We start from the raw sequence: 14,671 nt of genomic DNA, 5'->3' as shown, positions 1-14,671 counted from the left end.
GCCAACGCGGGGTGTCAGCCGAGGACGGGGACGTCACCGTCCCAGCGCAGCGGTCCGACGTGGAGCATGCGGTACGTGTACGACGAGTCCCACCCGTGGAACAGCAGCCGATGGTTCCCGTCCGCCGCAACGACGACGTCCTGCCCGCCGGGCCCGCGAACGGCGCCTTCGAGCGACTCCGTCGAGACCCATGGGCCGTCGGCCTTCTCCCAGGGCCCGGTGAGCGAGTCGGCCACGGCGTATCCCATGGCGTACTCGTCACCCTCGTAGGAGTTGGCGGAGTAGATCATGGTGAATCCGCCATCGTCGTGGGCGACGATCGTGGGCGCCTCGATGAGCGTTCCCTCCCACGGCTGATCCTGCTTCAGCATCCGCGTCGGCTCGCCCGCGAGGGCGAGCCCGTCGTCGGTCAGCGGCGCCGTCTGCATCCACGTGTCCACGCCGATCGCGTTGCCGTCGTTCTTCCACACGAGGTGCCAGGTGTCGTCGACCCGGACCGTCGTGGCGTCGATGGCCCCGCCCTCCTCGGGCGGACAGACCAGCATCTCGTCACCCGCGACCTCGAAGGGGCCGAGGGGGTCGTCCGAGACGGCGACCCCGATGCACTGGAGCGCAGGTTGGAAGTTCGTGGCCGTGAAGTACATCACGTACCGGCCCGCCTCGATCTCGACGACCTCGGGCGCCCACGTCTTCCTCGGGATGATCCACAGCGGAAGATCCGGCAGCGCATCCGCCTGCATCTCCCACGTCTCCAGGTCGTCGGAGACCGCGACGGGGACGTTCTTGAGGTTCGCGTGAGACGAGTACGCGACGTACCTGCCGTCGGCGACGATGACATCCGGATCGGCGAAGTCGTCCCGGATGACCGGGGCGAACTCCGGCCCGGTCGCGCACCCGGTGAGAGATCCGGCGGCGAGGAGCGCGATCAGCGACGCGCCGACGGCGTGACGGACCCTCACCCCTTGATCCCCGACTGCGAGACGCCCTCGACGATGAAGCGCTGCAGGGCGACGAAGAGCAGGAGGACGGGGGCACTGGCGACGACGGCGCCGGCCATGAGCAGGTCGTACCGCACCGCGTTCGCGGACTGCAGCGTCGACAGTCCGGCCGGCAGGGTCTGCACGTCGGGACTGAAGAGCACGTAGACCGGCCAGAGGAAGTCGTTCCAGTTGGTCAGCAGGGCGAGCAGACCGAGTGTGGCCAACGCCGGCTTGGCGAGCGGGAGCACGATGCTGACGAAGGTTCGCAGCCGGTTGGCTCCGTCCAGACGCGCGGCCTCCTCGAGCTCGACCGGTATCGACAGGAAGAACTGCCGCATCAGGAAGACGCCGAATGCACCGGCGGCCGTCGGGACGATCACGGCGATGAGCGAGTTGAGCCAGCCGAGTTCGCTCACGATCGAGTAGTTCGGGATCACGAGGATCACCGGGGGCACCAGGAGCGTCGCGATGACCGCCCCGAAGACCAGACCCTTGCCGCGGAACTGCATGCGCGCGAGCGGGTACGCGGCGAGGGACGCCGTGATGACGACCAGGACCGAGTGGGCGACCGCCGCGGTGACGCTGTTCAGGAACCACGTGAAGACCGGCGTCGACGCCGACCCGAGGATGGTCTGATACGCCTGGAGCGTCCATTCCTCGGGGATCCACGTCGGGGGGACGCTCGTCGCGTCGGCGCGCGTTTTGAACGACGTCAGGATCATGAAGGCGAGCGGGCTGACGAAGAGGAGCGCGACGATCGTGAGCACGACCATGCGGGCGATGGCCTTGACGCGTGACGAGGCGCTCACGCGTCTTCGGCCGGGGATCGTCGACACAGCGTCGACGTCGGAAGTGATCGGGCCGGATGTCGTGGATGCCGAGGTCATTGAGAGGCTCCCTTGCGCTCGCGGAACAGCCAGAAGACGATGACGCTCAGGCCGATGAGGAACAGCGTCAGGATGTAGCTCATGGCAGCGGCGTCGCCCATCTTGAAGTTGCGCAGGCCCGTCTCGGCGATCTGATAGATCGCCGTCCGCGTCTCGCGGCCCGGCCCGCCCTGGGTCATCAGGTAGGACTGGCCGAACATGTTCGCCGATGCGATGAACGTGTTGATGGTGATGAAGGTGAGGATCGACCGCAGACCGGGCAGCGTCACGTGCCGGAACTGCTGCCATCGACCCGCGCCGTCCATGCGCGCCGCCTCGTACAGCTCCGCGGGGATGTCCTGGAGGGCGGCGAGGTAGATGATGGCGTTGAAACCGAGGGTCCACCACACGGTGACCCCGACCAGTGCCACCCACGCCGCCGGGACGGAGCTCAGCCACGCGGTGTCATCCGGCAGGCCCAGCAGCCCGAGGTAGTGGTTGACCAGGCCGATGTTGTTGTCGAGGAGGTACCGCCACAGCACGGCGACGACGGCGACGCCCAGCACGTACGGCGCGAAGTAGACGGCGCGGAAGAAGTTGCGGCCGGGGAACTTCGCGTTCATCAGCAGCGCCACCAGGAGCGGGATGACGAGGAGGAACGGCACGCTCAGGACGGTGAAGATCGCCGTCGCGCGCATCGACTGCCAGAAGATGCCCGACGTGGTCGACCCCGGCGTGAACAGTCCGATGTAGTTGTCCAGACCGACGAACGGCTTGCGGGGCAGCGTGTAGTCCCACTGGTGCAGGCTCATCCACAACCCGAGCACGACCGGCAGGATGACGAACGCCATGAACAGCACGAGATACGGGGCGAGGAACAGCCACGGCGTCGCACGGTGGTGATCGCGCAGCGGGCGCGCGGGCGCGCTCGCCGTAGCGAGAGCGCCCGCGCGAACGGGAAGAGTGGTCCGGCTCATTCTGCGAACGTCGCCAGGTTCTCTTGCATCAGCTGGGTCGCGCGGCCCTCGGCCTCTGCCAGGACGTCGCCGGGGTCGCCGGCGCCGAGCACGCCGTCGGCGACAGCCAGCTCCAGCGTCTCAGCCTGCACGGTGCCGAGCCCGGGCACGGTGGGGGTGAAGCGCATGTCGTCCAGTGCCGCGGCGATCGGCTCCTGCGGCATCCCCTCGAGAGCACCCGCTTCCAGCACCGACTGGCGTGCGGGGATCATTGCGGCCCCGGCCCAGTCCTCGGAGTGCTCGCTCATCCACGCGATGAAGACCTTGGCGGCGTTCATGCGGTCGGCGTCGTCCTGGCGCGGCAGGAAGAATTGGTGCGAGGAGGCCCACGTCGCCGCTTCGCCTCCGATGTTCGGGACGGGTACGCCCGCGTAGGGCAGCCCGGACTCCTCGAGATCGTTGAACTGCCAGATGCCGTCCCACGTGATCGAGGTCTCACCGTTCTTGAAGGCCACGTACTGCGCGTCGATGGCCACATCGGAGGGGCTGTACCCGTCGTCGATGATGCTGCGCATCCACTCGAGCGCTTCGACACCGGAGTCGTCCGCGAAGGACGCGGCCGATCCGTCCGCAGCGTACGGCTCCCCGCCGAACTGCCAGTCGAGCGTCATGAACATGAGGTGGCCTGGCCAGCGCGCGGGAACCCAGAACGGCGTGTCGTATCCCGCCGCCTGCAGCGCGTCCAGCGCCGCGGCGAAGGACTCCGCATCCGTCGGGACCTCCGTGATTCCGGCGGCCTCGAAGTGCTCCGTGTTGTAGTACATCGCGAGCGAGTGGATATCCAGCGGGATGCCGTACCGCTGGTCGGCGTAGACGCCGGCGTCCCAGACGGTCTCGGTGAAGTCGGCGGCGTCCAGACCCAGATCGTCGACCATGTCGTCGAGGGGCAGGATCACCTGACGCGCGGCGTTGGATCCGAGCTGGTCGAAGTGCATGACGCCGACGTCCGGTCCCTCTCCGGCGGTCACGGCGGCGGGGAGCCGCTGGTAGAAGTCGGCCCACTGCATGGTGTTGGACTCGACGGTGATGTTGTCGTGCTCCTCGTTGAAGCGATCGACCATCTGCTGCATGAACGGGCCGTCACCGCCGGTGAAGCCGTTCCAGAACGACAGCGTCACCTCCGGACCGTCGTACTCGCCCGTGAACTCGCCGCCGGTCGACGGCGCACCTCCGCCGCTGCAGCTGCTGAGCACCAGGGCGGCCGCGATGGCCGCCGTTCCGGCGAAAGCCGCGCGACGACGTCGTTGGGACAGTGTCATGGAGTCCTCCTCGTTGAAAACGCACCCGCAGCGGCGCTGTTCTCCGCTGCGCTTCGGCAACTGTACAGCGCTGTAAACGTCCGCGCCAGTGACCGAGCAAAATAGGCGGACATAAGATGTCCCCGGAAGGAGGCCTCCATGCCTCGAGTGCGCCTCGTCGACGTCGCCGAACGGGCGGGCGTGTCGATGAAGACCGTCTCCAACGTCATTCACGACTACCCGCACGTCGCGCCGCCGCTGCGCGCGCGGGTGCAGGCGGCGATCGACGAGCTCGGCTATCGCCCGAACCTCACCGCCCGTCGCCTGGCGACGGGCCGGACCGGGATGATCGCTCTCGCGATGCCCGAGATCGATCACCCCTACTTCTCCGAGCTGTCCCGCTCGATCGCCGAGGAGGCCAAGGGCCTCGGGCTCCGCGTCATCTTCGAGCAGACCCTGGGCGAGGCCGACGCCGAGCGCGCCGTGCTGCACGACCGCGAGGCGGGACTGGTCGACGGCGTGATCTTCCACCCCGTTCAGATGGGGACGATGGAGATCGCCCGCCTGGCGCCGGATGTCCCCGTCGTCCTGCTCGGCGAGTCCGCGATGCCCGTCACCAGCGACCACGTGATGATCGACAACGTGGCGGCTGCGGCCGACGGCGTGGCCCTTCTCCTCCAGAGCGGCCGGCGGCGGATCGCCTTCCTCGGAACGGTGCGCGACGACATCACCGGATCGACCGGTCAGCGTCTGCTCGGCTACCAGGAGCAGCTGATCGCCAGCGGCATCACCCCTGATCCCACCCTCGTCCTCCCGGTCGCGGGCTTCTCGATCGAGGACAGCCGAGACGCCCTGACGCAGGCGATCGAGAGCGGCATCCACTTCGACGCCGTGCTCTGCCGCGACGACAAGTTCGCCATCGGCGCGCTGAAGTCCCTGGCCGCGGCGGGCCGATCGGTTCCCGACGACGTCGCGGTCGTGGGTTGGGACGACACCCACCTCGCGGGCTACAGCTCACCCACGCTGACCTCGGTGGCACCAGACAAACGGGCACTCGCGCGCACGGCGCTGGGGCTGCTGAAGGAGAGGATCGAGGGGTTCGCCGGTATCGGCCGCCACCGGGTCGTGCCGCACAGCATCTCCGTGCGGGAGAGCACCCCTCCCGTCGAGACCGGCTGACTTTACAGCGCTGAAAAGATCGGTCATGATGTGTCCCATGGCCGACGACGTCTTCCCCCGAGCAAGCCGCCAAGACGGCACCTACCCGCGACCCCAGCTGGTCCGCCCGCAGTGGCGCAGCCTCGACGGCCCGTGGCAGTTCGCGCACGACGATGCGAATGTGGGCATGCACGACGGCTGGGCCGAACCCAGTCACACACTCGGCCGCACGATCACCGTGCCGTTCCCGCCCGAGTCGGAGCTCTCCGGTATCGGAGACACCGCCCACCACCCGGTGGTCTGGTACCGGCGGCGGATCACCGCCGAGGACATCGCCGCGGCGGGCTGGTCTTCGGGCATGAGCTTCCTCCTCCACTTCGGCGCGGTCGACTACCGCGCATCCGTGTGGGCCGACGGACGTCTCCTCGGCACCCATGAGGGTGGCCACACCCCGTTCACGGTCGACGCCTCCGCGCTCGCCGAGCGGGGCCCGTTCGATGTCGTGGTCCGCGCCGAGGACGATCCCGATGACCTCGAGCAGCCTCGGGGCAAGCAGGACTGGCTGCCGGACCCGCACGTCATCTGGTACCACCGGACCACCGGGATCTGGCAGTCGGTGTGGCTGGAAGCCGTTCCGCGCCTGCACGTCTCGCACCTCTCATGGGAGACGGACCTGGCCTCCGGCGCCGTGCTCCTCGACGTCGAGCTGAGCGGACGCCCCACCGCGCCCGCCACCGAGGTCTCGGTCGACCTCTGGCGGGACGGGGCGCGACTGGCGCGGGTCAGCCGGACAGTGTCCGAGCCGCGCGAGCGCATCGTCATTCCTCTGCCCGCTCTGACCAACGGCCAGGGCTACGAAGAGCTGCTCTGGTCGCCCGAGCACCCGCGTCTCATCGATGCGGTGATCGGACTGCGCATCGATGACGTGGACGTCGACACGGTGACGTCGTATCTGGGCATCCGAAGCGTCGCGGTCGACGCCGGCCGCCTCCTGCTGAACGATCGCCCGCGCCCGGTCATCGCCGTGCTCGAACAGGGGTATTGGCCGCAGTCGCACCTCGCCGCACCGAGCGCAGACGCCCTGCGCGCCGAAGTCGAGCTCATCAAGGAGCTCGGATTCACCACGGCTCGGGTGCATCAGAAGATCGAGGATCCGCGCTTCCTCTATTGGGCGGACCGTCTCGGCCTGATGGTGTGGGAGGAGCTCCCGAGCGCCTACCGGTTCTCGCCGACCTCGGTGGCGCGCCTCAGCCGCGAGTGGACGGAGGCCATCTCCCGCGACAGGTCGCACCCGTCGGTGGTCGCATGGGTTCCCATCAACGAGAGCTGGGGGGTCCAGCAGGTGGCGCATGACCCGCGCCAGCTGGACTTCGTGCGCGCGCTCTTCCACCTCACCCGCGCGCTCGACAGCACCCGTCCGGTGATCTCGAACGACGGGTGGGAACATGCGGACTCCGCGCTGCTCACAGTGCACGACTACGAGAACGACCCCGCGGTTCTCACCGAGTCGTATCGGGATGCCGGCGCGGTGGCGGCCACCGTGGCCGGCGTCGGCCCCGCGGGTCGGCGCATGCAGCTCCTCGATGGGGAGCAGACCCCGGGCCTCTCGAGTGCGCCGGTCGTGGTCAGCGAGTTCGGCGGCGTGACCTACGCGCCGAACGCCGAGATCGAGACGTGGGGGTACGCGGTGGCCGAGTCCGCCGAGGACTTCGAGTCACGTCTACGTGGGGTGTTCGGCGCGCTGCAGGCCAGTGCGGTGCTCGGCGGCTACTGCTACACCCAGCTCACCGACACGTTGCAGGAAGCGAACGGCCTGACCGATGAGCACCGCTCCCCCAAGCTCCCGGTCGAGGTGATCCGCTCGATCGTCCTCGGGACGTCGACGCCTGCGTGAACCCGCCCCACCCGCCGTTTCCTCTCCTGCTACGTGCGCGACTCCTGAGCGAAACATGAGCTGTGACATGATGTGCGGACTGGGGCTGTGACCACAGACGCAACACGAGAGGTGGGCATGGAGCTCACGGATTACATCCGCATCCTGCGAAAGAACTGGCTGATCATCGTTCTGGCGACCGTTCTCGGCGTCGGCGCGGCAGCCGGTTACTCCCTCACCAGGACGCCCATGTACGAGGCCCAGAGCACGGTCTTCGTGTCGTCGCAGGCCGGTAACACGATCCAGGATCTGCAGCAGGGGTCGAGCTTCACGCAGGCGCGCGTGACGACGTACACGAACCTCGTCTCGACTCCGATCGTGATGAACCCGGTCATCGCCGAGCTCGGTCTCGGCGTCACCGCCGACCAGCTCGCGGGCATGGTCTCGGCCAACAGCCCGCTGAACACGACGCTCATCGCGATCACGGTCGAGAACTCCGACCCGATCCTCGCCGCCAACGTCGCCAACGCCCTCGCGGCGAGCCTCACCTCCGCGGTCGAGGCCATCGAGACGCCCAACGGCACCGACACGAGCCCCGTCCGCCTCACGCGGGTGAAGGATGCGATTCCGCCGCTCAGCCCCTCGAGCCCGAACGTTCCGCTGAACATCGCGCTCGGCGCCCTCGTGGGTCTCGCCCTCGGTGTCGGTGTGGCCGTGCTCCGCGCGGTGCTCGACACCAAGGTCCGCTCGCCCCGCGACGTCGAGCTGGTCACCGACCGCCCGATGATCGGCGCGATCGCATACGACCCGAAGGCGAAGGAACGCCCGCTCATCGTGCACGCCGACCCCCTCAGCCCCCGGGCCGAGTCGTTCCGCGCGCTCCGCACCAACCTTCAGTTCCTCGACATGGGTGGCCGCGCGTCGTTCGTCGTCACATCCAGCCTCCCCAGTGAGGGCAAGTCGACCACCGCGATCAACCTCGCCATCGCCCTGGCGGATGCCGGCAAGAAGGTCGCCCTGCTCGACACCGACCTCCGCAAGCCCAAGGTCGCCGAGTACCTCGGCATCGAGGGCGGGGCCGGCCTCACTGATGTGCTGATCGGCCGCACCCGCGTGGGCGACGTCATGCTCCCGTGGGGCAAGCGCAGCCTCTTCGTCCTCCCCGCGGGCAAGATCCCGCCGAACCCGAGCGAGCTGCTCGGTTCGCCGCAGATGCACACGCTGCTCGAGGTGCTCGAGCGCGACTTCGACGTCGTCATCTGCGATGCTCCCCCGCTTCTCCCCGTGACGGATGCCGCCATCCTCGCCAAGGCGACCAGCGGCGCGATCCTCGTCGTCTCGTCCGGCCGCCCGACCCGCCATCAGCTCGGCGGCGCGATCGATGCCCTCGAGACGGTGGACGCCAAGGTCGCCGGTCTCGTCATGTCGATGGTCCCCACCCGCGGTCCCGACTCGTACGCCTACGGCTACGGGTATGGCTACGGATACGGCTACATGCAGGAGCCCGCGAAGAAGGCCAAGGCCGCCAAGGCGCCGAAGCCCGCGAAGGGCCCCAAGCAGTCCCGTCGCGGACAGCAGGACGCCGCGCCGGTGCAGAACGACGCCGCCATGGCCGCGGAGCTCGGCTTCGGTGACACTCCCCCGCAGATGACGGACGCCTCCCCGCCGACACCGGCGCTGCGTTCCGAACGCTCCTGACCGACGGCGTGCACTCCCCAGCTACTCCCTCGTCAGCGCGATGGCTTGCCATCGCGCTGACGGGCGTCCTCGCGGTCGGTGTCGGCGTACTCGCGGTCGCGGCCTACCAGCATGCGAATCCCGACCTCTCCGACCTCTCGGCGGAGCCTGCCCCGACGTTCGACCTCGGCGTCGAGACGACCGAGCCGACACCCGAAGTGACACAGACCGCCGAGGCGATCGCCCGCTCGGAGGAGCGCTTCCTCGCGATCGGTGACGGCGTCTGGTGGCGCGCGACCGCCGGATCCTGCGGTACCACCGAGCCGCTCGTCGAGCGCTCGACGGATGCCGGTGCCAGCTGGATCGACGTCACTCCCCGCTACCGGGCCATCGGCCAGATCGCGAGCCTCGACCCGCTCGCCGGCACGGAGGCCGAGATGGTCGCGGCGATGGGCGAGGCGTGCGAGACGCAGGCGCTCCGCACCTACACACAGGGCACCTACTGGGACTCGTACCCCGACGTCCTCCCCGCGATCCGCTACATCGACCCGCTCGACCCCATCGTCGTCCACATCGGTGGCGGACAGACGACCGAGGCGCCGTGCGCCAACCCGACCGGACTCCGCGCGAGCGGCGACGTCGTCGCGCTGATCTGCGACGGCACCGCCCACCGCTGGATCGACGGTGCCTGGCAGCCGATCGAGGTCGCGGGGGCGACCGCGCTCGCTGCCACACCGCCGTCGCTCCTCATCGCGCACACGGATACCGCGTGCCCCGGCGTCGCGATCACCGAGGTCGCCGACACCACGGCGCTGGTGGGTTGCCTGCCCGAGGCCGATCCGTCCGCGCCGCTGGCGCTCACGCGTGACGGCGAGGCAGTACGAGCGTGGTCGGACGAAACCGTGAGCGAGGTTGCAGCGCCATGAGCGAGCCGGGGGGCATCGGGGAAGTGAACAGTGGGGAACGTCGCGTAACCGACGCCGTCACGCAACAGAGCGGTAACAGCGCCCGTAGTAACCTGCACGAAGGCTGGGAGCCAGAAAGGCAGGTGCAGTTGACGTCTGACACACGCGTCGCCGAAGCAACGACCGCTTCGAGCAACACGAGCGAAGATTCGATTCCTGCACCGGTTACCGCCGCACCGCCCGTCAGCGCGCGCGGTGACGCCGCCGGCTGGCGCCGCAACTACAGCCGCATCCTCTGGTTCAGCGACCTGTTCGTCCTTGCGTGGGCCGTATACGGGTCGCAACTGCTGTGGTTCGGCTTCGGCAACGTCGAAGTCGCCATCCGCGCCGATTCTCGCATCACCGAGTTCTCCTATTGGTTGTTCTCCGGTGGCCTAGTCCTCGCCTGGATGTGGGTGCTGGCACTCGTCGACTCACGGAGCTATCGCACCGTGGGCACGGGTAACGCCGAGTACGTCCGCGTCGTTGATTCGAGCCTGCGGCTGTTCGGCGCGATCGCGATCATCGCCTTCCTCACCCGGGTCGATGTGGCTCGTGGATACCTGCTCATCGCGCTCCCCCTCGGCATCGTCGCGCTGCTTCTCACCCGGTGGCTCTGGCGCCAGTGGCTCATCGCGCAGCGCATGCGCGGGAACTACTCCGCGCGCATGATCCTGGTCGGATCCGTCGACTCGGTGACCCAGGTCGCGCGCGAACTCCAGCGCGCCCCGCGTGCCGGCTATACAGTCGTCGGCGCCTGCACCCCGAGCGGCGCCGTGGGAGACGTGGTCCCCGGGACGAGCATCCCCATGATGGGGAGCGTCAACGCGGTCGAGCGGGCGATGGAGCTCACGGGCGCCGACACCGTGGCGGTAACCAGCACCGATGAGCTTCCGCCGGACAAGGTGAAGCAGATCTCGTGGGGCCTCCAGGCTGGTCGCCAGCACCTCGTCCTCGCGCCGAGCATCATTGACGTAGCCGGCCCACGCCTCCACACGAGACCAGTCGCCGGTCTCCCTCTGATTCACGTCGAGACACCGCGGTTCAGTAAGGGTCAGCTGTTCCTGAAGCGAATGTTGGACTGCTCAGCGACCTTTGTCGGGGTGATCCTCCTGAGCCCGTTGCTGGCCTTCCTGGCGATCAGCATTCGGCTTTCGTCCGAGGGTCCCGTGCTGTTCCGGCAGACGCGCATCGGCCGCGGTGGCAAAGAGTTCACCATGCTGAAGTTCCGCTCGATGGTGCCGAATGCGGAGGAGCTCCTGGAACAGATGCACCGTCAGCGAGCTGCGCAAGGCATTGACTCGGGGAACGAGATCCTCTTCAAGATGAAGGACGACCCGCGGGTGACGCCGATCGGTCGCATAATGCGACGGTATAGCCTCGACGAGCTTCCTCAGCTATTCAATGTCCTGGGTGGCTCTATGTCTTTGGTGGGTCCCCGCCCGCCGCTGCCGAGGGAGGTTGAACAGTATGCCAGTCACGTTCACCGACGATTCCTCGTTAAGCCCGGAATCACTGGGCTATGGCAGGTGAGCGGGAGATCTTCGCTGTCATGGGAAGAAACCGTGCGACTTGATCTCTCCTACGTGGAGAACTGGACCATGCTCGGGGACGTTGTCATTTTGACCAAGACCGCGCGGGCCGCGCTCGCCCCTGGAGACACTGCTCACTAGCCGCGCTCATTAATCACTTTGATGCCGATTGGGATTCGGGAACACCAAGACCGAGACGGACAGTGAATACCACCGAACGGACTCGAGTCTAGAAGACACGAACGATGAGCGGCCCACGCGTGGCACGACCTTGGCCTGCTATCCCCGCGCCGGCCGACTGTGCCGTGCTTCCCGAGTTCGCGGCGGACCAGCCGACACCTTCCTGCGCTATCGCGGACATCTAGCAACCCTCGGAAGCCACCTCCGTTGACCGCTCCCGCGCCAACGGCTTCGACCTGCGACCCGGCCCCCTTCGGAACACGACCCAACGACATCCAAGAGCCCTCATCACAACCGTCAAGGGACCTGCTCCGTCGCTTCGACTCATTTGCAACCGTCGCGGACAGCGGGATCGGACGTTGGTCGTCCTCAGACGGGCCGGCTGTTGTACGCGGCGGGCATCGAGGATGCACGACGGACAAGTCGGGTCCGGGCGGCGGACTCAAGCCGGCAACGGCCCGCGGTAGGACTGTGGACGGTCGAGAGCCTTGCGCTCGCGACGGTCCCTCAAGTGAGCGCAGCGTCTCCACGGCCACCTCGGCGAGGGCTCGCGCGTCGAGATCGAGCGCGCTTCGCGCCGCCCAAACCGGCCGCCATCAGCTCGTGGGAACTAGACAGCGCAACTCTGAATCAGACCCAGAGCGCTTCACGTTCGACCGCGCGTCTTCGTCATCGATCCCGCGAGCCCTCGACCAGACCGCTGGCCGCCAACCTATCCATCTGCCGGCCGGTGGGCTTCGAGCACACAAACCAACTGAACAGAATCACAGCAAGGGTGGCAGCCGCCTGGATGAGGGATCCGCGGAGCAAGAGGATCATATAGAAGGGGAGAATAGCTCCCAGGACTGTGGGCGCGCCGCTTCTGTCAATCTCACCGTCGTTGTGCTGATCGGCGCGCCGCATGAGGAATCCAAGCAGAATCATGCCCACGACGACTGCGAGCCACGATCCGTTGATATACAGCTCGGCGGGCAGAGGCGCCGAAAGATTATCGAAAGAGTACCCTCGAGCGTCGGCAAGTAAACTCCCAGTGCCTTGAGGTTTTGCCTCCCATAACGACCTGGGTACCCAAAACAGAAGCACACCTAGAAGCTGGTTGCCCCACGAGATCCCGTTGGTTTCGACCCACCAAACAGTGTTCAGGATCTGTCCAAATCCGTCGAAATCAGCTTCTGCAAGTGATGAAAGCGGGCCCTGAACCTCGAGCACCGTATCCGTGGTCCGGCGGAACGTGTCCAGGAGGGGAAACACCAGTACGAGCGCACCAACTGCCGACAGCGATGCCATTCTGTACCGCCGCCTTGTCTTCCAAAGCCAGCCGCCAAGCAGCCCCAACAAAACGGTTCCAAAGACATAGCGTGGCGCGCCCACCGGGTTGACGATGATCAACAGCAACAGCGTACCGATAACGGCCAATAGCCAGCGGAAGAGACCAAACCTCACCCCTGCTTGATGCCGGGAGTATAGATGGGCAACAACTGCGACCAGCAATCCCATGGTCACAAACGCGGTGATTACCACCCGCGTAGAGTCGTCGCCGAGAACCGCCGCTGACGCGCCGGCTCGATCGGTGCGACTACTGAACAAGCTGCTGAGGCCGACTACAGCGACGTACGCGGACGCACCCATGAGCAAGACTAGAAGATATGCCTGTGTGCGCTCGGGACTGATAGCTCTCAATGGCTCGACTTCGCTCCGAGTAAAGTCATGACGCCGGGCGAGAGCACTACCTATAATGAGTGCAAACTGGCTCACCAATATGATCCACACGGCGTGAACATCAAACTGATGATAGAGATTTGGCGTCGTACCAGGATCGATCTGTTGGCGAAGTTGAACTAGTGGCGCCAGCCCGAGGAAGACGTAGTAGAAGAGCCAAGTCGCCATCTCGAATAGGTGGCGGCTTCGTGAGCCGACTACCCACGAGAACCGCATAGCCGAAATGGCTAGCGGCAGCAGGACCCATCTCCAAGCGGTCGTCTCAGGCGAGGATGTGTTCGCTACGACTACGAGGGGAACTAGCCCCGCAAGGGTGATCAGGGTGAATGTGCCAAGCAGTAAGTCAGGCTTGGGCACGCTCGTCGACCGGCGTGCTCGCCCCTCAGCAGATCGTCTACTTGTTTGCCTCATGCTGTCAACCGCGCAGTTTGAAGCGCGAGGACGAGCCGCCTGCATGCAGCCGAGCTGTTTCCAAGGCAGATCTAGCGCGGATGCCTGCCTGCTTTAGTTCTGCACGAACCCTCATACTTTGCCTGAGAGCATCGCTCACCGGTTGCTGGCTGCCCAGCACATCCTCGTCCCCGTAGGCGGAAACATCGACACCCGCGGCTGCAAAGTGCGCAACGGCTTTGTCAGCCCGCACCCGAGAATACGCGACCGGTAGCGCTCCTTCTGCGGCGGCCATGACTAGCACATGAAGCCGATCGCTGAGTACGGCCTTGCTCCGACGATAGATCTCCCGAACATGGCTCTCGTGAGTCGGTGATGACACATCAGCATCCCAGACGGACGACTCGCAGGCCATGGCGGATGCGCCCTCTCGAGCCCAATCGTTGTCCGCCTCCACCTGCGCGAGAAACACCAGGCGGCATCCGTTCACCGCCGCGTCGGCTCGGAGAACGCCGAGCGCCTCGATCGACGGAGCCTCTCGATCCCCCCTAACTGAAACAACGATCGTGTCGCGCGCAGAGGGGTCGTCATCAGTGTCCGGGATCTCGGAGAAGGCGATATCTGGCGACCTAACCGCTGTGCGAGCCTTCGTTGGGATGTCTCGGCGCCACAACGTCAAGTTCGCGGTGTGGGTAAAGGCCCGGTACAGCGCGCGTCCGCTGCGGTCACTCCTCGCGAGCGCTCTCGGCAACTGGATGACGCGCCCTCCGAACAGACGCACCAAGACGGCGAGCAACGCGTGTGCACCCGCCCATGGATAAAAGGGACGGGTCAGGGAGAATTCGCCCGGCTCCACAACTAGGACAGGCCGACTAGGTAAAGCCCGAACTAATGCCTTCAGCCATACCCGAGAGCTCGTGAAGACCACGTCGGATGGATCCAACTCAAGGTCTTCGAGCCACGCACCGCGGCCACTTCCCACATACACGTGAGGGAGCCCCACCGAACGGCACCACTCGAGGCCCAGACGCCTGATGACCGTATCCCCGACGTTGCGGAAGGGGCCAGTAACGGCGATGAAGACGGGTTTCGTCACAC

General features: G+C 66.6%; 11 protein-coding genes. 5 read left to right on the top strand and 6 right to left on the bottom strand.

Annotation, left to right across the window (positions count from 1 at the left end; all coding sequences use genetic code 11):
• Window positions 1-14: 14 nt before the first annotated feature.
• The 4 genes from ABXJ56_RS09680 to ABXJ56_RS09665 form a co-directional block, all read right to left on the bottom strand.
• Window positions 15-959: a glycoside hydrolase family 43 protein gene (locus ABXJ56_RS09680; RefSeq protein ID WP_353999461.1), complete on the bottom strand. Its 945-nt coding sequence runs from the start codon at window positions 957-959 to the stop codon at window positions 15-17.
• Entirely contained in the window at window positions 956-1,789 is an 834-nt protein-coding gene (locus ABXJ56_RS09675) for a carbohydrate ABC transporter permease (protein WP_353999460.1), read from the bottom strand. The genes ABXJ56_RS09680 and ABXJ56_RS09675 overlap by 4 nt, the downstream gene beginning before the upstream one ends.
• Window positions 1,790-1,863: 74 nt before the next feature.
• The gene (locus tag ABXJ56_RS09670) at window positions 1,864-2,823 is read right to left on the bottom strand and encodes a carbohydrate ABC transporter permease (RefSeq protein WP_353999459.1); all 960 of its coding nucleotides are present in this window, start codon (window positions 2,821-2,823) and stop codon (window positions 1,864-1,866) included.
• The gene (locus ABXJ56_RS09665; RefSeq protein ID WP_353999458.1) at window positions 2,820-4,121 is read right to left on the bottom strand and encodes an ABC transporter substrate-binding protein; all 1,302 of its coding nucleotides are present in this window, start codon (window positions 4,119-4,121) and stop codon (window positions 2,820-2,822) included. Before ABXJ56_RS09665 ends, ABXJ56_RS09670 begins: the two co-directional genes overlap by 4 nt.
• A 138-nt stretch (window positions 4,122-4,259) precedes the next feature.
• Here ABXJ56_RS09665 and ABXJ56_RS09660 point away from each other — a divergent pair, with 138 nt between their 5' ends.
• From ABXJ56_RS09660 to ABXJ56_RS09640, 5 genes are all read left to right on the top strand, one after another.
• Window positions 4,260-5,279 carry a LacI family DNA-binding transcriptional regulator gene (locus tag ABXJ56_RS09660; RefSeq protein ID WP_353999457.1) on the top strand — a complete coding sequence of 340 codons (1,020 nt, stop codon included), beginning with the start codon at window positions 4,260-4,262 and terminating at the stop codon, window positions 5,277-5,279.
• Window positions 5,280-5,316: 37 nt separating this feature from the next.
• The gene (locus ABXJ56_RS09655; RefSeq protein ID WP_353999456.1) at window positions 5,317-7,152 is read left to right on the top strand and encodes a glycoside hydrolase family 2 protein; all 1,836 of its coding nucleotides are present in this window, start codon (window positions 5,317-5,319) and stop codon (window positions 7,150-7,152) included.
• A gap of 117 nt (window positions 7,153-7,269) precedes the next feature.
• On the top strand, window positions 7,270-8,829 hold the full coding sequence (locus ABXJ56_RS09650) for a polysaccharide biosynthesis tyrosine autokinase (protein WP_353999455.1): 1,560 nt from the start codon (window positions 7,270-7,272) through the stop codon (window positions 8,827-8,829).
• Window positions 8,830-8,837: 8 nt separating this feature from the next.
• Window positions 8,838-9,734 carry a hypothetical protein gene (locus ABXJ56_RS09645; protein ID WP_353999454.1) on the top strand — a complete coding sequence of 299 codons (897 nt, stop codon included), beginning with the start codon at window positions 8,838-8,840 and terminating at the stop codon, window positions 9,732-9,734.
• The gene (locus tag ABXJ56_RS09640) at window positions 9,731-11,425 is read left to right on the top strand and encodes a sugar transferase (RefSeq protein WP_353999453.1); all 1,695 of its coding nucleotides are present in this window, start codon (window positions 9,731-9,733) and stop codon (window positions 11,423-11,425) included. The genes ABXJ56_RS09645 and ABXJ56_RS09640 overlap by 4 nt, the downstream gene beginning before the upstream one ends.
• A 708-nt stretch (window positions 11,426-12,133) precedes the next feature.
• Here ABXJ56_RS09640 and ABXJ56_RS09635 read toward each other — a convergent pair.
• A complete protein-coding gene (locus tag ABXJ56_RS09635) occupies window positions 12,134-13,351 on the bottom strand; it encodes a hypothetical protein (RefSeq protein WP_353999452.1) in 1,218 nt (405 codons plus the stop codon).
• A 247-nt stretch (window positions 13,352-13,598) separates the two neighbouring features.
• Window positions 13,599-14,669 carry a hypothetical protein gene (locus ABXJ56_RS09630; protein WP_353999451.1) on the bottom strand — a complete coding sequence of 357 codons (1,071 nt, stop codon included), beginning with the start codon at window positions 14,667-14,669 and terminating at the stop codon, window positions 13,599-13,601.
• Window positions 14,670-14,671 lie beyond the last annotated feature (2 nt).

It is taken from the genome of Microbacterium aurantiacum, from assembly GCF_040532595.1.
GTDB lineage: Bacteria > Actinomycetota > Actinomycetes > Actinomycetales > Microbacteriaceae > Microbacterium > Microbacterium chocolatum_B.
The sequence above is the reverse complement of the archived record's forward strand: the minus strand, read 5'-3'. Positions and strand labels throughout refer to the sequence as shown.

Coding starts and splice junctions, on each gene's coding strand:
- ABXJ56_RS09635 (WP_353999452.1), bottom strand. CDS start 13,351: ATGGCGACTTGGCTCTTCTACTACGTCTTCCTCGGGCTGGCGCCACTA.
- ABXJ56_RS09655 (WP_353999456.1), top strand. CDS start 5,317: ATGGCCGACGACGTCTTCCCCCGAGCAAGCCGCCAAGACGGCACCTAC.
- ABXJ56_RS09650 (WP_353999455.1), top strand. CDS start 7,270: ATGGAGCTCACGGATTACATCCGCATCCTGCGAAAGAACTGGCTGATC.
- ABXJ56_RS09640 (WP_353999453.1), top strand. CDS start 9,731: ATGAGCGAGCCGGGGGGCATCGGGGAAGTGAACAGTGGGGAACGTCGC.
- ABXJ56_RS09670 (WP_353999459.1), bottom strand. CDS start 2,823: ATGAGCCGGACCACTCTTCCCGTTCGCGCGGGCGCTCTCGCTACGGCG.
- ABXJ56_RS09660 (WP_353999457.1), top strand. CDS start 4,260: ATGCCTCGAGTGCGCCTCGTCGACGTCGCCGAACGGGCGGGCGTGTCG.
- ABXJ56_RS09665 (WP_353999458.1), bottom strand. CDS start 4,121: ATGACACTGTCCCAACGACGTCGTCGCGCGGCTTTCGCCGGAACGGCG.